Raw genomic sequence first — 23,544 nt, 5'->3', positions numbered from 1 at the left:
TGATGGACTGGGAAGCGGGACAGGGCCATTATCCCTATCAGTCGGCCATCGACGCATATGGGAATGGCGGGTTCCGCTTCGCCGACATGTCGCACAAGGGATCGCTCATTGGGCTTCCCAGCGGCATGTATGCCTGGGATGTTAACGACCCTGCGGACATAACGCTCGCGTCGCTTTCCCGCGTCATGGACGCCGCCGATGAGGTGGACGTTCTTTTGATCGGCACCGGCCCGGACATCGCCGCGATCCCGAGCGATATCCGGGATGCATTTCGCGAGCGCGGGGTGATCGTCGAGGCGGTCGCCACGGGCAGCGCGGTGCGTACCTATAACGTGCTGATGAACGAAAAACGCGCCGTGGCGGCGGCGCTGATCGCCGTCGAAAAGGCGCGCTGATGGGTTCGAGCTTTGAGTTGGCTGCGCAGGAATTGCGCGATCTCGACCGTGATCGCTTTTCCGCCAGTCTGGTCATCCCATCCGAGCACCGGGCGGCCGTGCAGGCGATCTTTGCGTTTTCAGCCGAGATCGCTGCCGTGAGAGAGCGCGTGTCCGAGCCCGTTCCGGGTGAAATCCGCCTGCAGTGGTGGGTGGAGGCTCTTGAGGGCGAAGCACGCGGCGCGATCTCACAAAACCCCGTCGCAGACGCCCTGTTCAAGACGCTCGAAACCTACGCCTTGCCCGCGGGCCCGCTGGTTCGCCTGCTCGCTGCACGCCGATTCGATCTCTATAACGACCCCATGCCCGACATCGGCCAGTTCGAGGGCTATGCCGGCGAAACCGTCTCGGTCCTCTACCAGTACGCGGCAATGATCCTCGCCGGCGGCGCCACCGACAAGCCAGCCGACGCAGCCGGGCATCTCGGCGTAGCCCAGGCGCTCATCGGCCATGTCCGAGCCTTTGGATATAATGCCTCGCGCGGCCAACTCTTCCTGCCACTTGCGATCTTTAAGGCCCACGGCGTTCACGAAGCCGATATTTATGCCGGTCGCGACAGCGAGGCCCTGCGCGCCGCCCTCGCACAGATCGTCGATCTGGCCAGAGTTCATGCCGACAAGGCGGCCAGTGCCGTGGTCGCACTCGACGCACCGCTCAAGCCCGCCTTCGCGTCATCGTCCCTCGTCGATGCCGATATTCGCGCCGCAGATAAATTGATCGCGACGCCGTTCGCCCAGCATCCTGCGCCGTCGCCCTTCACGCGGCTGCTGTCGGTCATCTGGTGGAGCTTGCGCGCCCGCTAGAGCCAGCCTGCCAAGTCCTCGAGTGCTCGCGTTGTCATTGCCTTTTTCTTGGCCTTCGCCTTGTCGGGTCCGCGCCAGCGCCCCTTCAGCCCTTCCGGCTTTTTAACGTCGATGGGCGGAAAGAGGCCAAAATTGACGTTCATCGGCTGAAAGCTTCGGGCGCCGGAATAGGCCTCGGCTTCGATGTGGCCACCCGTGATATGACCGACCAGCGCGCCGAAGGCGGTCGTTGCCGGTGGCAGGATGGGCGTTTCACCCTTGGCCTCGGCGGCCGACAGCCGGCCACACAGCAGCCCCATCGCCGCGCTTTCCACATAGCCCTCGACGCCGGTGACCTGTCCTGCAAACCGCAGGCGCGGATCGGCCTTGAGCGTCAGATCGGGGTTTAAAACTTTGGGTGAGTTGAGAAACGTGTTGCGATGCAGCCCGCCAAGACGCGCGAACTGGGCGTTCTCCAGCCCCGGAATCATCCGCAGGATCTCAGCCTGCACGCCATAGCGCATCTTGGTCTGGAACCCGACGATGTTCCACAACGTGCCCAGCGCATTGTCCTGCCGCAGCTGCACAATAGCGTATGGCTTTGTCTCCGGGTCGCGCGGATTGGTAAGCCCCACAGGCTTCATTGGCCCAAACCGCAACGTCTCGCGCCCGCGCTCTGCCATCACCTCGATCGGCAAGCAGCCGTCGAAATAGGGCACTTTCTCCCAGTCCTTGAATTCATGCAGCGGCGCTTCGAGCAGCGCGTCAATAAATCGGTTGTACTGCGCTTCGTCCATCGGGCAGTTGAGATAGTCCGCCCCCGTGCCTGCCGGACCGGGCTTGTCATAGCGCGACTGCGCCCACACGATCTCCATGTCGATGCTCTCGGCATGAACGATCGGCGCGATTGCATCGAAAAACGCTAGCGAATCTTCCCCCGTCAACTGCTGCAGCGCCGAGGCGAGGGCAGGGGACGTCAACGGACCCGTGGCAATGATGACGTGCTTCCAGTCGGATGGCAGCAGCCCGGCAATTTCTTCGCGAGCGATTGTGATCCGCGGATGGGCCTCGAGGGCCTCGGTCACGGACTGCGAAAACGCGTCGCGATCGACGGCCAGCGCTCCACCGGCCGGCAACGCATGCTTATCGGCGCACGCCATGATTAGCCCGCCGGCCCGTCGCATTTCCTCATGCAACAGCCCAACGGCATTATGTTCGTGATCATCGGAACGAAAGGAATTGGAGCACACCAGTTCGGCAAAACCATCGGTGTGATGCGCATCGGTCGGCTGCACCGGCCGCATCTCGTGCAAAACGACGTCGACACCCGCCTGCGCGGCCTGCCACGCCGCTTCCGACCCCGCGAGACCGCCTCCGATGATATGCACGACCACCATGTTTTATCCTGACCCTGTTGCTGACAGGGCTGGCTATAAACGAAAAGCGCGCGGCAATCCAAGACTGCCGCGCGCGCGTTTCGGTCAAATCGCCGCTAGAGTAGGTCAGGCAGCCCGGCGCTCGTGCTTGCCTTCATTGATTTCCTCGGCGATCTTTTCGCAGAAGGCCTCGAGATCGCCCGGGTTACGGCTGGTGATGAGCCCCTGGTCGGTGACGACGGCACTGTCTTCCCAATGCGCGCCGGCATTGATGACATCGGTCTTGACCGACGGGTACGAGGTCATCTTCCGGCCCTTGGCGATCCCGGCCTCGACCAGAAGCCACGGAGCGTGGCAGATCGCCGCGACGACCTTCTTCTCATTCCAGAAGGCTTTGATGAAATCGATCGCCGACTGCTCGACGCGCAAAAGATCCGGATTGATCTGTCCGCCTGGAAGCACGATGGCGTCGTAATCTGTGGATGTGACGCTATCGAGCGTCTTGTCGACTTGCACGGCTCGGCCCCAATCGTCTTCGTCCCAGCCTTTGATCTCACCGGCTTCCAGTGAAATCACATGCACTTCGGCGCCGGCCTGGCGCAGCGTATCGCGCGGTACTTCCAGTTCGGACTGTTCGAATCCGTCGGTGGCGAGAATCGCAATGGTCTTACCTGCAAGGTTTTGCATGGGGTCTTCCTTTCCTGTGTGGATTGAAAGGAAAACGTTGGCGGACGACGCCTGTTCCCACCCCATCAAATGAAAAGGGCACCCATTGGAATGGATGCCCTTCAGAACTGGTCTTGCCTGCGTGTGAAGCGCTTAAAGTGCGCTTGCATGTTCGCGGGCAACGCGCTGGATGTCGGAGCGGCTGATGCCGAGATCGCTCAGCTCGCGGTTACCAAGAGCGTTGAGTTCGCGAACGGTCTGCTGATAGGCCGACCAACGCTTGAACGACTTGCGAATGTCCATGTGTATCTCCTTTCATCTTACAGGTGGAGAGATAGGCGTGTTCGCCAGCCGTGTGCAGGGCCTGTTTGGTCATTGCCGTCTTGCACTTTGTGCATGACTATTGGGCCCGTTGATTCATCTGCGATTAAGGAATGGGCGTTTCATGACTACCGTTACGCTGTGGGGCCGGGCGAGTTCGGCCAACTTACAAAAGGCCCGCTGGGCGCTTGAAGAAGTGGGGGTCGCCTTCGATCACCGCGAAGTGGGTGGCCGCTTCGGCGGATTGGACACGCAGCAATTTGGTGCAATGAACCCCAACCGGCTCGTTCCCGTACTTCAGCATGGCGATCTGACCTTGTGGGAAAGCCATGCCATCGTCCGCTATGTCGCTGCGCAATTCGGCGGCGGGGCATTGTGGCCCGAAGGTCCCGCCGACCGTGCGCCCATCGATCAATGGACCGACTGGACGGCAACGACATTTCAGAAGGGATGGATCGCGCTGTTCTGGCAGCTTGTCCGCACACCACCCGACCGTCATGACAAGGCGGCCATTTCTGCAGCGCTGGCTGAAACCATCGCCGCGCTGCGCATCATGGACGCGCAATTGCAGCAAACCGACCACCTGGCCACCGACGCTTTCAGCTATGCCGATATCGTCGCCGGCGTTTCGCTCTACCGGTTGACGACTATGGACATCGACTTGCCCGATCTGCCCGGTGTGGCCGCGTGGCACGAGCGCCTGAAAAGCCGTCCGGCGTTTGAAAAGACGGTCTGCATTTCTTATGACGAACTACGCGGGCGCAGTGCGCACTGAATCAAAAAAGGCATCCCGATCAAGGATGCCTTTTTCGTGTTCGGACGTTGGAGGTCGTCTGAAGCTTAAAGCTGTGCAGCATGGTCGCGAGCGATGCGTTCGATGTCGCCGCGGGTAATGCCAAGGTCGTTAAGCTCACGATTGCCCAGTGCGTTCAGTTCACGCACGGTCTGCTGGTAAGCCGACCATTTCTGAAATGTCTTACGGATACCCATATCAAATTTCCTTTCGTTTTGATGCCGCATATCTAGGGATTGATACTCGACCTGTGTACTAGGGAATTAGGCAACTCCGACATGCGGTCTCCGCATGGCTGGTTAATTAAGTTCCGCATATAACGCTTCCACGCCGATAAAGCCCCTTTCCTGTCGCCTGCAACACCCCCATTTGGTTGGCGCGCCGGCTGATATCCGACGCGCCCGCACATGAGCTTGGGACCGAGACAAGACCCAGCATGCGCGTATGCAGGTTGGGCGTGTGACCCAGGCTGGTCCTGCGGAGCTAGCCGAGGCGGTCGAACAGACCCTTGGTCATATTCGCAAAATCCTTGGCAGGGACGCCAAGGTCGTCGCAAGTTCTGCGTGGCGTTGTCGCCAGGCGCTTGAGATTTCTCGGGTCGGCGCTGCCTGCACTGGCGCCATTCCAGGCGATGCGAATGAACATGGAGTCCTCCATGAGGTTGCAACGCTCAAAGGCTAACAGCGAATCATGACGGCCAGTTATCGCCCGTCATGCACGCCGCCGATGCGCAGCCTGCATGGCAAGGTCATCCAATTGACGCAAAGGTCATTGGTTTACTGAGCGGCATTCATGCGTAACGGACGTCGATCCATCACATCCTTTAGGAAGCGTCCGGTGTGCGAACGCGGGTTTTGCGCAACGTCCTCGGGTATGCCGATCGCAACGATCTCCCCGCCGCCATCGCCGCCTTCCGGGCCGAGATCGACGATCCAGTCCGCCGTCTTGATCACCTCGAGATTGTGCTCGATGACGATCACGGTGTTTCCGGTATCGACGAGCTCTTGCAATACATCGAGCAATTTCGCCACGTCATGGAAGTGAAGTCCGGTGGTCGGCTCGTCCAGAACGTAAAGCGTCCGGCCCGTCGCACGCTTGGACAATTCCTTGGCGAGCTTGACGCGCTGCGCCTCGCCGCCTGAAAGCGTCGTCGCCTGCTGCCCGATCTTGACGTACCCAAGCCCGACGCGCTGCAGCGTGACCAGCTTGTCGCGGATAACGGGCACAGCAGAGAAGAACTCGGCGCCTTCATCGACCGTCATGTCCAGCACATCGGAGATCGACTTGCCCTTGAAATGCACTTCGAGCGTTTCGCGATTGTAGCGGTGCCCCTTGCACACGTCGCAGGTCACATAGACGTCGGGCAGGAAATGCATCTCGATCTTGATCACGCCATCGCCTTGGCAGGCTTCGCAGCGCCCACCCTTGACGTTGAACGAGAACCGGCCCGGACCATAACCCCGCGCCTTGGATTCCGGCATATTGGCGAACCACTCCCGTATGTGGGTGAAAGCGCCCGTATAGGTGGCCGGGTTCGAACGCGGTGTACGCCCGATCGGGCTCTGGTCGATGTCGATCACCTTGTCGAGCAGCTCAAGTCCGGTTAGGCTTTCATGCGGCGCCGGGTGAACGCGCGCGCCATTAAGGCGTCGCGCTATCGCCTGATAGAGCGTATCGACAGTCAGCGTCGACTTGCCCCCACCGGACACACCGGTGATGGCGACGAACATGCCGAGTGGGATATCAACCGAGACATTTTTGAGGTTGTTCCCGGTCGCGCCCTTCAATGAAATCTGCCGGCCCTTTTTGGGCTTCCGGCGTTCCTGCGGGATTGCGATCCCCATCCGGCCCGACAGATACTGCCCCGTCAGGCTGTCTGGATGATCGAGGATGTCCTGGGGCGTGCCTTGCGCAATAATATTGCCACCATGCACGCCTGCACCGGGCCCGATATCGAGCACGTGATCTGCCGTCAGGATCGCGTCTTCGTCGTGTTCGACGACGATGACGGTATTGCCGAGATCGCGCAGACGCCGCAACGTCTCGAGCAGTCTCTCATTGTCGCGCTGATGCAGCCCGATCGAGGGTTCGTCGAGCACATAGAGCACACCAGTCAAGCCAGAGCCGATCTGGCTAGCCAGCCGGATGCGTTGGCTCTCGCCGCCGGACAGCGAACCGGAATTGCGCGACAGAGTGAGATATTGCAGCCCGACATCGTTGAGAAAGGTTAGCCGCTCGCGGATTTCCTTGAGAACGCGCTCGCCGATTGCCTTCTGCGTCTCGTTGAGATGGTTGGGCAGATCCTCGAACCAGTCGGCAGCGGCGCGGATCGAAAGGTTGGACACATTGCCGATATGGCTGCCGTGAATCTTGACGGCGAGCGCTTCGGGCTTCAACCGGAACCCGCCACAGGCCGGGCAGGGCGCCGCCGACATGTAACGCTCGATATCCTCTCGGGCAGCCGAGGATTCGGTCTCGCGATAACGGCGCTCAAGATTGCCGATCACCCCTTCGAACGGCTTCTTGGTCGTATATTTGCGCAACCCGTCATCATAGACAAATTCGATGGCCGTTTTGTCGGTGCCATATAGCACCGCGTGCTGCACCTCGAAGGGCAGATCCTGCCAAGCTGTTCCGGTCGATGCCTTGTAATGGCGCGTCACGGCCTTCAGCGTCTGCATGTAATAAGGTGAGGAAGTCTTCGACCAGGGCTGTATCGCGCCATCGCGCAGCGACAGCGCCGCGTCGGGAACGATCAAATCGGGATCGATCTTGGCTTCCGTTCCGAGCCCAGAACAAACGGGGCAGGCACCGAACGGATTGTTGAACGAAAACAGCCGCGGTTCGATTTCCGCAATCGTAAAGCCAGAGACCGGGCACGCGAACTTTTCCGAAAACGTCAACCGCTTCGGGCTGCCGTCGTCTTCTGTCTCATCGGCATATTCCGCAAGCGCGATACCGTCAGCGAGCCGCAGCGCGGTCTCGAAACTCTCGGCCAGTCGGCTTGCGATATCGCCACTAACGACGATCCGGTCGACCACCACTTCGATATCGTGCTTTAGCTTCTTGTCGAGCGCCGGCGCATCCTCGATCTCATGAAATTCGCCATCGATCTTGACGCGCTGAAAGCCCTTTTTCTGCAACTCGGCGAGTTCCTTGCGGTACTCGCCCTTGCGGCCGCGCACGATGGGGGCCAGCAGATAGAGCCGCGTGCCCTCCTCGAGCGCCATGACCTTGTCGACCATCTGCGAAACGGTCTGGCTTTCGATCGGCAGGCCCGTGGCTGGCGAATAGGGAATGCCCACGCGCGCAAAGAGCAGGCGGAGATAGTCGTAAATCTCGGTAACCGTGCCCACCGTCGAGCGCGGGTTGCGCGATGTCGTCTTCTGCTCGATCGAAATCGCCGGCGAAAGCCCCTCGATGCTTTCCACATCGGGCTTTTGCATCATCTCGAGAAACTGCCGCGCATAGGCCGAAAGGCTCTCGACATAGCGCCTCTGGCCCTCGGCATAAATCGTGTCGAAGGCAAGCGAGGATTTTCCCGAACCCGACAGCCCGGTCATGACGATCAGTTTGTCGCGCGGCAGCCGCACATCGATATTTTTGAGGTTGTGCTCCTTGGCGCCTCGAATGACGATGTCGCGATTGGGATTGGCAGTATCGGTCATGATATATCGAACGTCCAAGAGCAGCGGCGGTTGGGCCGGCAAGGGGTCATAACGGGCGCGGGAGGCGTCCGGATCACTTAAGCACAACCTGTGTCCATCGCAAGGCCAGCGCAGCGCAGAGCTGCCTTGCAATGGAACATAATAAGAACGAATTCGAGTTCGTCAAGCTTGACATCGATAAATTCGCATGCGAACAAAAAAAGAACAAACAGGGCGTGTAAGTTGTGTATAGCTAGGTGTGCGGGACTGAATTTCGCCGTCGCTCCCTATATAGTCCTGCGCGAAACGTGACTGGCTGGGGCAACCCGGCGGACAAGAGACAGAAAGGCAATCATCATGTCGGGAAGCGTCAATAAGGTTATTCTGGTGGGCAATCTGGGCGCCGATCCCGAGGTGCGCTCGCTGCCCAGCGGCAGCCCCGTGGTCAATCTGCGCATAGCGACATCTGAGCGCTGGCGCGACCGCAATTCTGGCGAACAGCGCGAACGCACAGAGTGGCACCGCGTCGTGATCTTCAACGAAGGTCTCGCCAAGGTTGCGCAGAATTATCTCAAGAAGGGTGCCAAGGTGTATATCGAAGGCCAGCTCCAGACCCGCAAATGGGAAAAGGACGGCCAGGATCAATACACGACCGAGATTGTGCTGCAGGGCTTCAACTCGACCCTCACCATGCTCGATGGCCGCGGCGAAGGCGGCGGTGACAATGCTGGCGGCGGGCAGGGTGGCTATGGCGGCAGCCGTCAGGTCGAAAACCGCTCGCGCCCATCCAGCGCGCCCGCTTTCGAGCCGGGCGGCATGGACGACGACATTCCATTTTGATTTGGCTTCAAGGGGCGCTTCATGCGCCCCTTTTTCTTGTCACCGCCTGAAGCGGGCGGCCAGCAAGATATTGGTTTCGGTGAGGGTGACGCCCTCGATCAACCGGATGGCGCGCAGAGCGGCGTCGAACTCCGGTAATGATCCGCTCTCGACCTCGGCGACCAGATCCCATCGCCCATTGGTGCTATAGAGCGAGCGCACCTCGGGAAGTCCCTGGAGCGCCCGCGCGACGCGGTCGGTAACCCGGCCCTCGACCTCGATCATCGCAATCGCCCGGACCGGTGCCGCTTCTTGGCTCGCCCCAAGCTGCACAGTATAGCCCGAAATCGTGCCGCTAGCCTGCAGCCGCGCCATGCGCGCCTTAACCGTTGCACGCGAAATCCCCACGCTGGCCGCAATGCTCGCTACCGGCAACCGCGCATCGTCGCGCAGCAGGGAAAGAATTTTCCGATCGACATCATCCATCGCGCACTCTGCATATCCGCATTGAGCATTATGCGCGAAATCTACCAGCACTTTGCTCAATTATGCAACTTTTCCCCGTCCGATCGTTTGGTCATGCTGCACCCAACGGAGGATTATCGATGCGCGGACCCGCACCCAGAACAATCAGCCTCATCGGCGCGCCACTAGAAGAGGGTGCCGGGGGACAGGGCTGCTCGATGGGCCCCAAAGCCTTGCGGATTGCGGGTATCGCCGAAGCGCTAGCCGCCATCGGCCACACAGTGAACGATCTCGGCGACGTCACCGCGCAGTACAACGCGCTGACCCTTTCCGGTCGGGCCCACAATGTCGTTGAAGTCACCGGCTTGGCCAGGGCCCTTGCGGACGCCGGCGAAGCCGCGCTGCAAAAGGGTACCGCCGTTTATCTCGGCGGCGATCACGCGCTCTCCTTTGGCAGTGTCGCCGCTGCGCTCCGCCATGCCGAGCGGATCGGCAAGCCGCTCCACGTGCTCTGGCTGGACGCGCATGCCGATTTCAACACGCCGCAAACCTCTGAAAGCGGCAACATGCACGGTATGCCGGCCGCCTTCTTCTGCGGAGAGCCGGGGTTCGATGGCATGCTCGATTGCCCCAAACTGCCGGCACGCCACTTTCATCTCGTGGGCGCGCGATCCATCGATCCTGCCGAGGTCGATCTGCTCGAGGCGCGCGGTGCCGATGTCAACGACATGGCCGAAATCGACGAGTTCGGCATAGGCGCTGTCCTGCGCCGCATCCTGTCCGAGGTCGAGGCCGACGACGCGCTGCTTCATGTCAGTCTCGACGTCGATTTCATCGAGCCCGACCTGGCGCCGGGGGTCGGCACTACGGTTCCAGGCGGCGCCACGGTGCGTGAAGCGCATCTGGTGATGGAGCTGATCAATCGCTCGAACCGCCTGCTCAGCCTCGATCTCGTCGAGCTCAATCCATTCCTCGACGATCGCGGGAAAAGCGCGCGCCTTATGGTCGAACTCGCCGCATCGGGCTTCGGCAAACGCATCTTCGACAGGCCGACCCAACCGGCCTGACCAATTTTAGGAGGGGATTTATGACGCTTACCGAAGAGCTGATCGCGCTGGAGTCGAGTCTGGGCGCCCACAATTATAAGCCGCTCGACGTGGCGCTGGTTCGCGGCGATGGCGTCTATGTCTATGACGTCGACGGCAAGCGCTACCTCGATTGCCTTTCGGCCTATTCAGCGGTGAACCAGGGTCACTGCCACCCCCGCATTCTTCAGGCGATGATCGATCAGGCCAGGAAACTGACACTCACCTCCCGCGCATTTCACAACGACCAGCTCGGCCACTTTTATCAGGAGATCGCCGAGCTAACCGGCGCGCACAAGGTCCTGCCGATGAACACCGGCGCCGAGGCCGTCGAAAGCGCGATCAAGGCTGTGCGAAAATGGGGCTATGAGGTCAAAGGCGTCGAAAAGGACAGGGCGGAGATCATCGTCTGCTCGAACAATTTCCATGGCCGCACCATGGGCATTGTCGGCTTTTCCACCGACCCGGACGCTAGAGCCGGTTTTGGCCCTTTTGCGCCGGGGTTCAAGATCGTGCCCTTCGGCGATGCCGAAGCGTTCGAGCGGGCGATCACGCCCAATACTGTCGGCTTTCTCGTCGAGCCAATCCAGGGCGAAGCCGGCGTCATCATCCCACCTGCCGGCTATTTCACGCGCGTTCGCGAACTCTGCACCCAGCATAACGTCACGCTTATACTCGATGAAATCCAGACCGGGCTTGGCCGCACGGGTAAACTTCTGGCCGAACAGCACGAGGGCATTGAGGCCGACGTAACGTTGCTGGGCAAGGCGCTGTCAGGCGGGTTTTACCCGGTCTCGGCAGTGCTCTCCAATTCCGAAGTCTTGGGCGTCCTCCAGCCCGGCCAGCACGGGTCGACGTTTGGCGGCAATCCCCTGGCGTGCGCAGTCGCCCGCATGGCGCTCAAGGTCCTCGTGGACGAGGGCATGATTGAGAATGCCGCCGCGCTCGGCCCTTATTTCCCGGATGGGTTGGCCGGCATCAAGTCAAATCACGTCAAATCGGTCCGGGGTCGGGGCCTCATGTTGGCTATCGATCTGCACCCCGAAGCCGGCGGCGCGCGCCAATTTTGCTATGCGCTCCGCGACAAGGGCATTCTCGCCAAGGATACCCACACCAATACCATCCGCATCGCACCGCCTCTGGTCATCACCAAACAACAGATCGATGACGCGCTCGAGGTGTTTTCCTCGGTGTTAGCGGCTTAATCGGCGACGTGATCGGCCACATAGGCGCCGCGACGGCCCATGGGGCGTTCGGGACCGATCGTGGTGTCGCGGGCGGTCTTGAGTTCGATCTCGGCGTTGAACGCAGCGCCGAGGACGAAGATCAGGGCCGAGATGTAGAGCCAGAACAACAGCACGACCGCCGCTGCCAGCGAACCGAAACTGGCTTCGAACTCGCCAAAATTCTCGACATAGAGTGAAAACCCCAAGCACGCACCCATCCACAACAGCGATGCGAGGACGGCCCCAGGCCATATCCAGCGAATGCGGGCCGCACGGCGAACGATCGTGAAGCGATAGAGCATGGCGAAGGCTGCAACGGCGAGCGCCATTAGGGCCGGCCAGCGCAAGAGCAAGGCAAGATGCTCGCCAGTGCCGGGAATAGGCGAGAACCGGGTGAAGATAGGGATGGCCGCAACCAGAGCCAGTGCGACGATCATGAAACTGGCAGCAGCGACCGTGACCGCAAATGAGATCAGCACCGAAACGAAGAAATTGCGGCTCGGTCTTTCATAATAGGCGGCCGATGCGGCGTAGATCAGTGCATCAACGCCCCGCGATCCGCTCCAGAGAGCGACGGCAATCGAGATGGCCAGCCCAATACCCAAACCGGAGCCCGGCTGGTTGAGCAGCGCATCGAGTTGATTGACGATCACGCCCAGTGCGATTTCGGGCATGAAGAAAGACATACGCTCGATCTGATCGATCAGGAAACTCCGGTCAGCCAAAATGCCTACGAGCAGCACCACGATGGCGATTGCCGGAAAAATCGATAGGAAGCTGAAGAAGGCCACGCCCGCACAGCGAAGCGAGGTGTCGGGATGGCCCATGGTCTTTAGCGTGCGCAGCACAACGCTTCGCCACTCGGAACGCCCGAGTGCCAATGGGCTGCGCGCGCGCTTTACGTCAGTCGTCACGTGTATCTCAGCCCGCGCTCAGAATCTTTTCGATCTTGTCGACAGGGTGGTTGGTCAGCGTCTTGGGCACCTCGCCGATAACGCGATTGGCCACCTCAGGATGCAGTTCCTTGCGTAACTCCCCCAGCACACGCGGCGCCGCGCAGAGCACGATTTCCTTGAACCGGTTGGAGTGGGCGTACTTGTAAAGCAATGCCGCTGCGTCCTTTGCAAAACGCTCTGCCGCCAGCCTGTGCCAATCGGTCTGTTCGACCGCGCTCCGCTGGTTCGGGCCGCCATCATACATGCGCCCGGGCGCCTGGGTTCCCTGTTCACGCGTCGGGGGATTGTCTTGCTCGAGTTCTCTCACGACCCGAAAATCGGGCGATTTCCGCGTGCCATCGTTTTGGAAAAACAGCGCCTTTTCTCCGTCGGCAACGAGAACCCAGGCTTTGTTGTCGACCTGAAAATCCATATCCTGCATGGCATCGCTCCTGTTTCTAAACTACGGCGCGCTGGAGCAAGGGCAATTGTTGCCGCTACCCCCGCAAACGCGTTCAAGCACAGATCAAAAGCGACCATGACGCATCATGCGACGACCGCCCCCGATCGAACGGGGAACTCGTGAGCGCCAACACGGTTCCGGGTTCAGTCCGCCGAAAAGTCGGCGTGCCGCGCCAGGCTGGAGAGCGACAGCGTAACGATGATAAGCGCTGCGGTGCCTAAAAGAACAGGAGAAAAGCCGGTGCGCTCGGCAATAAAACCAATCGCCGATGGCGCGACGAGAATGCCCGAATAACCGGTGACGGTAACGATGGACAGCCCGATGCCCGAAGGAACGCCAGGCAGATTGCCCGCAGCCGAAAAAGCGATCGGCACCATGTTGGAAATCCCGATCCCGGCAATCGCGAACCCTACGATTACCAGCTGCGGTGTTGGCGCCACTGCCGAAATCGCCATGCCGATCATGGCAAACACCCCGCAGACCCGCAAAGTGTTGACCGCTCCGAACTTCTGGCGGATCGAATCCCCGGCAAACCGCATGATTGCCATCGTAGCCGAAAATGCCGCAAACCCCAGCGCTGCCAGCTCGATCGAGGCGTTATGGTCGCGTTGCAGGTAGAGCGCGCTCCAATCGAGGATCGCACCCTCTGGGATCATCGAGAACAGCGCCATCGCTCCCACGAGATAGGGCAGGGGCGAAGCGGGGAATTTCAGCTTGTTTGCTGCTTTGGCCTCGGGCGTCGGCTGGTCCTGCGCAATGAGCGGCAGCACAAGGACAGTCCCGACGCCGGCCAGCAGCGTCACGACAATAGCGTGGCCCACTTCGCCAAGCGATCCGAGCAATAGCCCACCGAGCGCGGCCCCCAACAACGCGCCAAGGCTCCAGAATCCATGGCAGGACGACATGATGGCGCGTCCCATGCGCTTTTCGACGGCGACGGCATTTGTGTTCATCGCCACATCCATCCCGCCGATCAGACCACCAAATGCGAAAATGACGACAGCGGTGCTGAGAATTTCGGGCGCCAGCGTCAAAAGCAGCAGCAGAGGCACGACAAGTAGAGAAACGACTTTGAGGATGGGGGCCGACCCGTTGCGCGCCGTCAGAGCGCCCGCAATCGGCATCATGACGATCGATCCCAGACCGAAAGCGAGGATCAGCAGGCCCATCGTCGATTCGGTGATTACCAGCCGGTCCATAAGCACCGGAATTTTCGGAGCCCAGCTCCCGACGAGAAATCCATTGGCCAAAAACAGGACCGAGACCGCAACACGGTCTGCGCGCATGCCGAAAAGCAGCGGTGCGGCGGTACGGGACGATATCGTTTCGCTCATGGAGAACCACTCAGAAAAGGGCGCGGGCATGCTCTCGCCATTCAACCGATTGGCCCGGTTTGGGCGAGAGCTTTCTTGTAATCGATATCATTGCCTCGCACAGCATAGAAAACTGTGCCTCTCATGCCCTACAAGGGCGTCATAAACTGGTATCTCCGGTCGGAATCGAATACACCCTGACCAGAAGAATCAGTCTCAGAAACGAGCATCGTGACAGATACGCCAGAAGATGACGCGGGGCCGGCACTGCCCTCTGACATCAACCCGATCTCGATAACCGATGAAATGCGCAAGTCCTATCTCGATTACGCCATGAGCGTGATCGTGAGCCGGGCGCTTCCCGACGTGCGCGATGGTCTCAAGCCCGTACACCGCCGCATCCTGTTTTCGATGCATGAGCAGGGATACGAGCACAACAAGCCCTACCGCAAATCGGCGCGCGTCGTCGGCGACGTGATCGGTAAATATCACCCGCACGGCGACTCTGCCGTGTACATGTCGTTGGTCCGCATGGCTCAGGATTTTTCCATGAGCGTGACGTTGATCGACGGGCAGGGCAATTTCGGCTCTGTCGACGGCGATATGCCCGCCGCCATGCGGTACACCGAAGTTCGCATGGAAAAAATCACCGGCACGCTCCTGTCCGATCTGGACAAGGACACCGTCGATTTCCGCGACAACTACGACAATTCCGAGCGTGAGCCGACGGTTCTGCCTGCGCGCTTCCCCAATCTGCTGGTCAACGGCGGCGGCGGCATCGCGGTCGGCATGGCGACCAACATCCCGAGCCACAATCTCGGCGAGGTCATCGACGGCTGTCTGGCGCTCATGGACAATGCCGAGATCACCACAGACGAACTGATGGAGATCATCCCCGGTCCCGATTTCCCGACCGCCGGCATCATCATCGGCAAGTCCGGCATTCGCTCGGCATATGAAACCGGCCGCGGCTCCGTGCTCATGCGCGGTCGCGTTACTGTCGAAGAGGTCCGCAAGGAACGCGAAGCGCTGATCGTTCACGAGATTCCGTATCAGGTGAACAAGGCGACGATGATCGAAAAGATCGCCGAGATGGTACGCGACAAGCGCATCGAAGGCATCTCCGACATCCGCGACGAATCCGATCGACAGGGCATGCGCGTCGTCATCGAGCTCAAGCGCGATGCCGTGGCCGACGTGGTTCTCAACCAGCTCTATCGCTTTTCGATGCTGCAAACCTCGTTCGGCTGCAACTTCGTCGCGCTCAACGGCGGTAAGCCCGAGCTGATGAACCTCAAATACATCCTCGAGGCGTTCCTGCGCTTCCGGGAAGAGGTCGTAACCCGCCGCGCGCGCTTCCTCCTCAACAAGGCCCGCGATCGCGCCCACGTGCTGGTCGGTCTCCTCGTGGCCGTAAACAATGTCGATGAAGTCATTCGCCTGATCCGATCGTCGCCCGATCCCGCGACGGCCCGCGAAAAACTGCTCGACCGTGATTGGCCGGCCGGCGACGTGATGGATCTGATCCATCTCATCGACGATCCGCGTCACAAGACCAATGACGACGGCACCTTCCGTCTGTCTGACGAACAGGCCCGCGCCATCCTCGCGCTGACCCTGTCCCGGCTGACAGCCCTCGGCCGCAATGAGATCGGCGAAGAGCTCAATGCTCTGGGCGAGCAAATCAAGGATTACCTCGATATCCTCGGCTCGCGCGAACGCGTTCTCGGCATCATTCGCGAAGAACTGATCGAGATAAAGGATCAGTACGCCACCCCGCGCAAAACCCAGATCGACGAATTCGCAGGCGACCTCGATGACGAGGATCTCATTGCCCGCGAAGACATGGTCGTCACCGTTTCGCATGCAGGCTACATCAAGCGCGTGCCGCTCTCGACCTATCGCGCCCAACGGCGCGGCGGTAAGGGGCGTTCGGGCATGTCGACCCGAGACGAGGATTTCGTGTCGCGGCTTTTCGTGGCCAACACCCACACGCCGGTACTGTTCTTCTCCTCGCGCGGCATCGTCTACAAGATGAAGGTCTGGCGCCTTCCCGTCGCCGCGCCCCAGGCGCGCGGCAAGGCGCTGATCAATATGCTCCCGCTCGAAGACGGCGAACGCATTACCTCGATCATGCCGCTCCCCGAGGACGAGGAAAGCTGGGCAAGCCTCGATGTGATGTTCGTTACCCAATCGGGCAATGTGCGCCGCAACAAGCTCTCCGACTTCGTCGAAGTGCGCCAGAACGGCAAGATCGCCATGAAGCTCGATGAGGGCGATGGCATCGTGGGCGTTGAGACCGCGTCCGAAGCCGACGACATCTTGATCACCACGGCCAATGGCCAGTGCATCCGCTTTGCGATCACCGACGTCCGCGTCTTCAAGGGCCGCGATTCCACCGGCGTGCGCGGCATCAATCTGGCCAAGGATGACGAGGTTATCGCCATGTCCATCCTCCGCCATTTCGATGCCACGGCCGACGACCGCGTCGCTTATCTCAAGATGAGCCGTGCCGTACGCGGGGAAGCCGACGACGGCAGCGAAACCGACGAAGAGGTGAGCGGCGATGCGCCTCTCGATCAGGAACGCTACGCAGCCATGGGCGCGTCCGAGCAATTCGTTCTGACCATCTCCGAAAAGGGGTACGGCAAGCGGACCTCGTCCTACGAATATCGCGTCACTGGCCGGGGCGGCAAAGGCATCGTCGCCATGGCCGTCAACGCCCGCAACGGCAAGCTCATCGGATCATTCCCGGTTGAAGACGAAAACCAGCTCATGCTGGTCACCAATGGCGGCCAGGTCATCCGCGTCCCCGTCGACGGCATCCGCATCGTCGGTCGCTCCAGCCAGGGCGTGACCGTCTTCAAGACCGCCCCGGATGAAAAAGTCGTCTCCGTCGAACGCATCATCGAGCCTGAAACCGTCGAAGGCGAAGAGCCTGAGGACGGGGCGGCCGAGCCGCCTGCTACGGAATAAGCTGATCTGAATGTCCAGGACGTCGACCACCACGGTGGTCGGCGTCTTTTTTTTAAGCGATCTCTGCCCAAAAATGACATTTCTCTTTGTACCGCTGGCAATGATCGCCCAAGCTTGCACTCTCGCCCGCCCCATGACAAAAACCGCCTATGACTGAACGCGTCGGATTTTACCCTGGGTCGTTCGACCCTGTCACCAACGGCCATCTCGATGTTATCGAGAGGAGCTGCAAGCTCGTGGACAGGCTGATCGTCGGCATCGGCGTTCACGCCGCCAAAAAGGCCATGCTGACAGCGCACCAGCGCCGTGACCTTCTTGCCGAAACCGCAGGAGCAATCGGCACTCGCAAAGGCGTCGCCATCGAGATCGTCGAGTTCGATGGTCTCATGGTTCAGGCGGCCCAACGCTGCGGCGCCGGCATCGTAATCCGTGGCCTACGCGATACCACAGACTATAATTATGAAATGCAGATGGTGGGCATGAATGCCCAGATGGCGCCCGATATTCAGACGGTGTTCGTCCCGGCCAGCCCCTATGTCCGCCACATTTCTGCAACCCTCGTGCGCCAGATTTCCGAAATGGGTGGCGATATCACCCCTTTCGTCCCTCGCGCAGTTCTCAAACTCCTGGAGCAATAATGGCTGGATCGCCTCAAAAACCCGCCAACCGCATGGTCGGCGCGCTTGTCTTTGCCTTTGTCGGCCTCTTTGCCGTCATGGTCGCCTGGCCCTATCTGCCCTTCGGGCAAACCCCTGCCAACGCGCAGACGCCGGCCAGCGAAATTCCTGCAGATGCGCCCATCGCGACTTTGACGCTGGAATCTGGCGACGTTACTATCGCCCTGCGCCCCGATCTCGCGCCCGAACACGTCGCCCGGATCACCGAACTTGCCAATTCAGGCTTTTACGATGGGCTCGTTTTCCATCGCGTGATCACCGGCTTTATGGCCCAGACCGGCGATCCACTCGGCAACGGCACGGGTGGCTCTGACATGCCAGATCTCGCCGCCGAATTCTCCAACGAGAATTTTGTGCGCGGCACGCTGGGTATGGCACGCTCGATGGACCCGAACTCTGCCAATTCGCAGTTCTTTATCGTCACTGCGGATTCCGCGCACCTCAACGGTCAATACACCCTCTTTGGGAACGTCATAGAAGGCATGGACCTTATCGACGGACTCGAGCAGGGCAATCCGGCGGCCAATGGCACCGTCGCCAATCCCTCGACAATGGTTTCGCTGCGCGTCGCAGCACCGCAATAACCAAAAAAGGAAGCCAATCATGGCCGATATCAAGGATCCGGAAAACACCATCGTTCTGGAAACCAGCAAGGGCACCGTCACCATCGAGCTGCGCCCCGACCTCGCCCCCGGGCATGTCGAGCGCATCAAGGAACTGGCCCGCGAAGAATTTTATGACGGCATCGTCTTTCACCGCGTGATCGACGGCTTCATGGCCCAGGTCGGTTGCCCCAAGGGCAACGGCACCGGCGGTTCGTCCAAGCCCGACCTCAAGGCCGAATTTTCCCAGGAAAAGCACGTCCGCGGAACGGTTTCGGCTGCTCGTTCGTCCAACCCGAACTCGGCAAATTCGCAGTTCTTCATCTGCTTTGGCGAAGCCCCTTGGCTCAATGGCCAGTATTCGGTGTTCGGCAAGGTCATCGAAGGCATGGACGTCGTCGATCAGCTCGAAAAGGGCGAACCTGTGCGCAACCCCGACAAAATCGTCACCATGCGCGTCGCCGCCGACGCGTAAAGCGCGACAGGGCAAGGGCGCCAAGCGTCCTTGCCAATTTTTGCCATCGGCCTTATTATATCCCGATGAGCACCATGAACATCTCCCTTCCAGAAGCCCTCAAAGCCCATGTCGACGAGCAAGTCGCCTCGGGCTCGTACGGCACATCCAGCGAATATGTGCGTGAGCTGATCCGCAAGGATCGCGACGTGAAGAAGCTTCGTATGCTTTTGTTGGAAGGCGGTGCTTCTGAGCCAGACAGCACTTCAAATGACGCATTCTTTGCGCAATTAAAGGCACAAATTGCGTCCGGCGATGTATGACGACTAAACCATCCGTTCGGCGTATCGTAGCGACGCGAGACATCCAACTCGCCGCCTCATATTACCAGACTGAAGCCGGCGCGCGTATCGCCATTGCCTTTCTGGAATAGCTGGAAGACGCATTCAGGCATATCGAGGCACATGCCGCGCTGGGCGGTTTAAAATATGCTCAGATCGCCGATCTGCAGGATTTACGGTTTTGGCCGTTGCGGCGCTATCCTTATCTCATCTTCTATTTCGAACGCGTTGATCATATAGACGTCTGGCGCGTGCTTCACGCATCGCGCGATGTACCTTCGTGGATCACCAGCCCCACCATTGATTGAGCTTGCCTATGAAAGTCGACCTCTTCGACTTCGATCTCCCCGACCGCCATATCGCCCTGCACCCGGTCACTCCGCGAGACAGCGCTAAAATGCTTGTCGTCTCGCCAGATGTTGAGCTGTCCGACCAGGTCGTCACTGATCTCGAAGCCCTTCTCGTGCCGGGCGATGTGCTGGTCGTGAACGACACCCGTGTCATCCCAGCCGATCTGCGCGGTACGCGCCATCGTGGCGAGTTCTCCGCCTCGGTGTCGTTCAACCTGCACAAGCGCGAGAACGGCAACACTTGGCTGGCCTTCGCGCGTCCCGCCAAGCGGCTGAAGGCTGGCGACCGCGTCGTCTTCGGCGCCACCACTGAAGTCTGCATGCTCGATGAGCTGTCAGCCACCGTCAAAGCCGTCGAAGACGGGCAGGTGACGCTGGCCTTCGACTTCTCGGACGCCATTCTCGACGAAGCGATCAAGGCGCGCGGCGCGATGCCGCTCCCGCCCTATATCGGGGCCAAACGCGGTATCGAAGACCGCGACAAAACCGACTACCAGACAGTTTATGCCCAGCACGACGGCGCCGTCGCCGCACCGACTGCAGGTCTGCACTTCACCCCCGAACTCCTCGCACGGCTTGAAGCGAAAGGCGTGACCATCGAACGCGTAACGCTCCATGTCGGGGCAGGGACCTTTCTCCCCATGAAGGCCGACGACACCGACGATCACAAGATGCATGCCGAATGGGGCGTCGTCTCGCCGGAGACCGTCCAGCGCATCAATGCGGCCAGGGCCGAAGGTGGTCGCGTCGTCGCCGTCGGCACAACCAGCCTACGCCTCCTGGAAAGCGCCGCGCGCAAGACCGGAACGCTTGAGCCCTTCGCCGATGAAACCGACATCTTCATTACGCCCGGTTTCAACTTCCGGGTCGTCGATGTCCTGATGACCAATTTCCATCTGCCGCGCTCGACGCTCTTCATGCTGGTCTCTGCCTTTTCCGGCTTGGAGACCATGCGCAAAGCCTATAAGCACGCCATCGACACCGACTACCGCTTCTATTCCTACGGCGACTCCTCGCTCCTGTTCCGCTCGGCTCCATGACCCAAGACTTCAAATTTACCCTGCAGGCCACCGATGGCATGGCCCGTCGCGGCCAGATCGATACGCCGCGCGGCGAAATCCGCACGCCGGCCTTCATGCCCGTCGGCACCGCCGGCACGGTCAAGGCCATGTATCCCGAACAGGTGCGCGAGACTGGGGCCGATATCGTCCTGGGCAACACGTACCACCTCATGCTGCGCCCCGGCGCCGAGCGGGTCGATCGCCTCGGCGGCCTGCATGAGTTCATGGATTGGCAGCGCCCGATCCTCACCGATTCCGGCGGTTTCCAGGTGATGAGCCTCGCCAAGCTGCGCAAGCTTGACGAAAACGGCGTCACCTTCAAATCCCATATCGACGGCTCGTCCCACAGCCTCACGCCCGAACGCTCCATTGAGATCCAGAAGCTGCTGGATTCCGACATCATCATGCAGCTCGACGAATGCGTCAGCCTTCCCGCCGAGCGCGACGAACTCAATCGCGCCATGGAGCTGTCCATCCGCTGGGCCGAACGCTCGAAAAAGGCCTTCGACAATGCAAAGGGCAGGGCACTGTTCGGCATTGTCCAGGGCGGCGACAACCCGGGCCTGCGCGCGCGCTCAGCTGCGGGCCTCATCGATATCGGATTTCACGGCTACGCGGTCGGCGGCCTCGCCGTCGGCGAACCGCAGGAGGTGATGTTTACCGTCCTAAACGACATCACGCCGCAACTGCCTACTGAAAAGCCGCGCTATCTCATGGGCGTGGGCAAACCCGACGATCTCCTCGGCGCCGTCGCGCGGGGCATCGACATGTTCGATTGCGTTCACCCAACCCGCGCCGGCCGTCACGGCCACGCCTACACGCGGTTCGGCGTCGTGAACCTGAAAAACGCCCGCCACAAGGACGACCACCGTCCGTTAGACGAAGAATCGCCAAATCCCACGGCCCGCCGCTTTTCGCGCGCCTATCTGCATCACCTCGTACGCTGCGAAGAGATGCTTGGTGCGATGATATTAAGCCAGATCAACCTTTCCTATTATCAGGAGTTGATGGCCGGCATGCGAAATGCGATTGAGAATACGACTTTCGATCAATACAGCGCATCGGTCCGCGAAGCATGGGCCAAAGGCGATCTGCCCGCGCTGGAATAGGGGAAACCATGTCCAACAAAGTCCGCAAAACCGCTTTCGAAAGCCTGAAGAAACACAAAAAGCGCCTCGCGGACACGACCATGCGCGACCTTTTCGCCCATGACCCCGACCGCTTCGCCACCTATTCTGTGAGCTTTGACGACCTTCTTCTCGACTATTCAAAAAACCGTATCGACAGCCAGTCGATGACCGCGCTGTTCGACCTCGCCCGCGATGTCGACGTCGAGGGCCGCCGCGACGATATGTGGGCGGGAAAACCCATCAACACGACCGAAAACCGCTCGGTCCTCCACATGGCCCTGCGCTATTTCGGTGACGAACCGGTTACCGTTGACGGCGCCGATGTCATGCCCGCCGTCCGCGACGTCCTCGCCTGCATTAAAGGCTTTTCCGACGATATCCGAGACGGCGCGATCCGCGGCGCCCGCGGCGACCAGTTCACCGATGTCGTCAATATCGGCATCGGCGGCTCCGATCTCGGCCCGGCCATGGTCACCCTCGCGCTCGAGCCGCTGACGCGGAAAAACCTGCGTGTCCATTACGTCTCCAATGTCGATGGCGCTCACATCCACGACACGCTCAAGATGCTCAACGCGGAAACGACGCTGTTCATCGTTGCGTCGAAAACCTTCACCACCGACGAAACCATGACCAATGCCCGCTCAGCGCGCGGCTGGATCTCGGAATTCCTCGGCGAAGACGCAGTGCCCGACCATTTCGCCGCAGTCTCGACCAATCTCGAAGCCTGCGCCCAGTTCGGCATCCGCGACGAGCGTATCTTCGGCTTCTGGGACTGGGTCGGCGGCCGCTATTCCGTCTGGTCCGCCATCGGCCTGCCGATCGCCATTGCCGTCGGCTACGAGAACTTCGAAGCCTTCCTGCGCGGCGCCTATGAGATGGACCAGCATTTCCTCACAGCGCCGCTCGAAAAGAACCTGCCCGTCATCATGGGTCTGCTTGGCGTTTGGTATCGCAACGCGTGGGGCTTTGCGACCCATGCCGTCCTGCCATACGACCAGCGCCTCTCACGTTTCCCGGCCTATCTCCAGCAACAGGATATGGAATCGAACGGCAAATCGGTGACGCTCAATGGCAAACCGGCGCCATGGGAAACCGGGCCCGTGATCTGGGGCGAACCCGGCACCAACGGACAACACGCGTTCTACCAGCTGATCCATCAGGGTACCGCGGTCATCCCGTGCGATTTCCTGATCGCTGCCAACCGGCATGAACAGCACCCCGAGCACCACGCTAAGCTGGTCGCAAACTGCTTTGCCCAGTCCGAAGCGCTTATGCTCGGCAAGACCGCCGAGGAAGTCACCAACGAACTCAAAGGCTCCGGTCTCTCCAAAGACCAGATCAAGGCGCTGGTGCCCCATAAGGTATTCCCCGGAAACCGCCCCTCCAACACGCTGCTGTATTCCAAGCTCGATCCACAAACGCTCGGCAAGCTCGTCGCTCTCTACGAGCACAAGGTCTTCGTCCAGGGCACGATCTGGAACGTCAATTCCTATGACCAGTGGGGCGTCGAACTGGGCAAGCAACTGGCCAAGGCGCTTCTGCCCAAGGTCGAAACCGACGCCGCGACCGACACGCATGACAGCTCCACCCGCGGCCTTCTCGCGCGCTTCCATGAGCTAAAGCAATAG

At 60.3% G+C, this 23,544-nt stretch carries 25 protein-coding genes; 15 read left to right on the top strand and 10 right to left on the bottom strand.

What is annotated here, in order from left to right; all coding sequences use genetic code 11:
- The first annotated feature begins 2 nt into the window (after window positions 1–2).
- A complete protein-coding gene (locus BLR31_RS10690) occupies window positions 3–395 on the top strand; it encodes an Mth938-like domain-containing protein (RefSeq protein WP_090595939.1) in 393 nt (130 codons plus the stop codon).
- Window positions 395–1,237, top strand: coding sequence for a phytoene/squalene synthase family protein (locus tag BLR31_RS10685; protein WP_090595936.1), 843 nt, complete (start codon window positions 395–397; stop codon window positions 1,235–1,237). Before BLR31_RS10690 ends, BLR31_RS10685 begins: the two co-directional genes overlap by 1 nt.
- Here BLR31_RS10685 and trmFO read toward each other — a convergent pair.
- From trmFO to BLR31_RS10670, 3 genes are all read right to left on the bottom strand, one after another.
- Window positions 1,234–2,613: a methylenetetrahydrofolate--tRNA-(uracil(54)-C(5))-methyltransferase (FADH(2)-oxidizing) TrmFO gene (trmFO, locus tag BLR31_RS10680; RefSeq protein ID WP_090595934.1), complete on the bottom strand. Its 1,380-nt coding sequence runs from the start codon at window positions 2,611–2,613 to the stop codon at window positions 1,234–1,236. The two genes, BLR31_RS10685 and trmFO, sit on opposite strands and share 4 nt — an antisense overlap.
- 105 nt (window positions 2,614–2,718) lie before the next feature.
- Window positions 2,719–3,279, bottom strand: a complete 561-nt coding sequence (locus BLR31_RS10675) for a type 1 glutamine amidotransferase domain-containing protein (RefSeq protein WP_090596218.1) — start codon at window positions 3,277–3,279, stop codon at window positions 2,719–2,721.
- A 132-nt stretch (window positions 3,280–3,411) separates the two neighbouring features.
- A complete protein-coding gene (locus tag BLR31_RS10670; protein WP_090595931.1) occupies window positions 3,412–3,561 on the bottom strand; it encodes a DUF1127 domain-containing protein in 150 nt (49 codons plus the stop codon).
- Between the two features lie 142 nt (window positions 3,562–3,703).
- On the opposite strand from BLR31_RS10670, the gene BLR31_RS10665 reads away from it, so the two are divergent.
- A complete protein-coding gene (locus BLR31_RS10665) occupies window positions 3,704–4,354 on the top strand; it encodes a glutathione S-transferase family protein (protein ID WP_090595928.1) in 651 nt (216 codons plus the stop codon).
- A 65-nt stretch (window positions 4,355–4,419) separates the two neighbouring features.
- On the opposite strand, the gene BLR31_RS10660 is transcribed toward BLR31_RS10665, so the two are convergent.
- The 3 genes from BLR31_RS10660 to uvrA all read right to left on the bottom strand — a co-directional run bounded on the left by BLR31_RS10660 (window position 4,420) and on the right by uvrA (window position 8,040).
- Window positions 4,420–4,569 carry a DUF1127 domain-containing protein gene (locus tag BLR31_RS10660; RefSeq protein WP_090595925.1) on the bottom strand — a complete coding sequence of 50 codons (150 nt, stop codon included), beginning with the start codon at window positions 4,567–4,569 and terminating at the stop codon, window positions 4,420–4,422.
- 286 nt (window positions 4,570–4,855) lie between these two features.
- A complete protein-coding gene (locus BLR31_RS21680; RefSeq protein ID WP_176762606.1) occupies window positions 4,856–5,017 on the bottom strand; it encodes a hypothetical protein in 162 nt (53 codons plus the stop codon).
- A 131-nt stretch (window positions 5,018–5,148) separates the two neighbouring features.
- Window positions 5,149–8,040, bottom strand: a complete 2,892-nt coding sequence (gene uvrA / locus BLR31_RS10655; RefSeq protein ID WP_090595921.1) for an excinuclease ABC subunit UvrA — start codon at window positions 8,038–8,040, stop codon at window positions 5,149–5,151.
- A gap of 336 nt (window positions 8,041–8,376) precedes the next feature.
- Here uvrA and ssb point away from each other — a divergent pair, with 336 nt between their 5' ends.
- Window positions 8,377–8,859: a single-stranded DNA-binding protein gene (gene ssb / locus BLR31_RS10650; protein ID WP_090595919.1), complete on the top strand. Its 483-nt coding sequence runs from the start codon at window positions 8,377–8,379 to the stop codon at window positions 8,857–8,859.
- Window positions 8,860–8,898: 39 nt separating this feature from the next.
- Here the strand turns inward: ssb and BLR31_RS10645 are convergent, their stop codons facing one another.
- Window positions 8,899–9,324 carry an Lrp/AsnC family transcriptional regulator gene (locus BLR31_RS10645; RefSeq protein WP_090595916.1) on the bottom strand — a complete coding sequence of 142 codons (426 nt, stop codon included), beginning with the start codon at window positions 9,322–9,324 and terminating at the stop codon, window positions 8,899–8,901.
- A gap of 119 nt (window positions 9,325–9,443) precedes the next feature.
- Between BLR31_RS10645 and rocF the strand changes: the two genes are divergently transcribed.
- Window positions 9,444–10,370: an arginase gene (gene rocF / locus BLR31_RS10640; RefSeq protein WP_090595913.1), complete on the top strand. Its 927-nt coding sequence runs from the start codon at window positions 9,444–9,446 to the stop codon at window positions 10,368–10,370.
- Window positions 10,371–10,390: 20 nt separating this feature from the next.
- Entirely contained in the window at window positions 10,391–11,593 is a 1,203-nt protein-coding gene (gene rocD / locus BLR31_RS10635) for an ornithine--oxo-acid transaminase (RefSeq protein ID WP_090595910.1), read from the top strand.
- Here rocD and BLR31_RS10630 read toward each other — a convergent pair.
- The 3 genes from BLR31_RS10630 to BLR31_RS10620 all read right to left on the bottom strand — a co-directional run bounded on the left by BLR31_RS10630 (window position 11,590) and on the right by BLR31_RS10620 (window position 14,346).
- Window positions 11,590–12,528: a YihY/virulence factor BrkB family protein gene (locus tag BLR31_RS10630; protein WP_143009375.1), complete on the bottom strand. Its 939-nt coding sequence runs from the start codon at window positions 12,526–12,528 to the stop codon at window positions 11,590–11,592. The two genes, rocD and BLR31_RS10630, sit on opposite strands and share 4 nt — an antisense overlap.
- Before the next feature lie 7 nt (window positions 12,529–12,535).
- Window positions 12,536–12,991, bottom strand: coding sequence for a host attachment family protein (locus BLR31_RS10625; RefSeq protein WP_090595904.1), 456 nt, complete (start codon window positions 12,989–12,991; stop codon window positions 12,536–12,538).
- 164 nt (window positions 12,992–13,155) lie between these two features.
- The gene (locus tag BLR31_RS10620; protein ID WP_090595901.1) at window positions 13,156–14,346 is read right to left on the bottom strand and encodes an MFS transporter; all 1,191 of its coding nucleotides are present in this window, start codon (window positions 14,344–14,346) and stop codon (window positions 13,156–13,158) included.
- A gap of 285 nt (window positions 14,347–14,631) precedes the next feature.
- Here BLR31_RS10620 and gyrA point away from each other — a divergent pair, with 285 nt between their 5' ends.
- The 9 genes from gyrA (at window position 14,632) to pgi (ending at window position 23,544) form a co-directional block, all read left to right on the top strand.
- Entirely contained in the window at window positions 14,632–17,301 is a 2,670-nt protein-coding gene (gene gyrA, locus BLR31_RS10615) for a DNA gyrase subunit A (protein WP_244505025.1), read from the top strand.
- A gap of 149 nt (window positions 17,302–17,450) precedes the next feature.
- Window positions 17,451–17,939: a pantetheine-phosphate adenylyltransferase gene (gene coaD, locus BLR31_RS10610; RefSeq protein ID WP_090595898.1), complete on the top strand. Its 489-nt coding sequence runs from the start codon at window positions 17,451–17,453 to the stop codon at window positions 17,937–17,939.
- A complete protein-coding gene (locus tag BLR31_RS10605) occupies window positions 17,939–18,562 on the top strand; it encodes a peptidylprolyl isomerase (protein WP_244505019.1) in 624 nt (207 codons plus the stop codon). The genes coaD and BLR31_RS10605 overlap by 1 nt, the downstream gene beginning before the upstream one ends.
- 19 nt (window positions 18,563–18,581) lie before the next feature.
- Window positions 18,582–19,055 carry a peptidylprolyl isomerase gene (locus BLR31_RS10600; RefSeq protein ID WP_090595895.1) on the top strand — a complete coding sequence of 158 codons (474 nt, stop codon included), beginning with the start codon at window positions 18,582–18,584 and terminating at the stop codon, window positions 19,053–19,055.
- Window positions 19,056–19,129: 74 nt separating this feature from the next.
- Window positions 19,130–19,357, top strand: coding sequence for a type II toxin-antitoxin system ParD family antitoxin (locus BLR31_RS10595; RefSeq protein ID WP_425287231.1), 228 nt, complete (start codon window positions 19,130–19,132; stop codon window positions 19,355–19,357).
- Between the two features lie 110 nt (window positions 19,358–19,467).
- On the top strand, window positions 19,468–19,683 hold the full coding sequence (locus BLR31_RS22315) for a type II toxin-antitoxin system RelE/ParE family toxin (RefSeq protein ID WP_210183915.1): 216 nt from the start codon (window positions 19,468–19,470) through the stop codon (window positions 19,681–19,683).
- An 8-nt stretch (window positions 19,684–19,691) separates the two neighbouring features.
- Window positions 19,692–20,765: a tRNA preQ1(34) S-adenosylmethionine ribosyltransferase-isomerase QueA gene (gene queA, locus BLR31_RS10585; protein WP_090595889.1), complete on the top strand. Its 1,074-nt coding sequence runs from the start codon at window positions 19,692–19,694 to the stop codon at window positions 20,763–20,765.
- Window positions 20,762–21,895, top strand: a complete 1,134-nt coding sequence (gene tgt / locus BLR31_RS10580) for a tRNA guanosine(34) transglycosylase Tgt (RefSeq protein ID WP_090595886.1) — start codon at window positions 20,762–20,764, stop codon at window positions 21,893–21,895. The genes queA and tgt overlap by 4 nt, the downstream gene beginning before the upstream one ends.
- Window positions 21,896–21,903: 8 nt before the next feature.
- Complete coding sequence (gene pgi, locus BLR31_RS10575; protein WP_090595883.1) at window positions 21,904–23,544, top strand: glucose-6-phosphate isomerase; 1,641 nt, start codon at window positions 21,904–21,906, stop codon at window positions 23,542–23,544.

The sequence above is a fragment of the Pelagibacterium luteolum genome, from assembly GCF_900100665.1.
GTDB lineage: Bacteria > Pseudomonadota > Alphaproteobacteria > Rhizobiales > Devosiaceae > Pelagibacterium > Pelagibacterium luteolum.
Note: the sequence above shows the minus strand (reverse complement) of the source record. Positions and strands in the feature narration are given on the sequence as shown.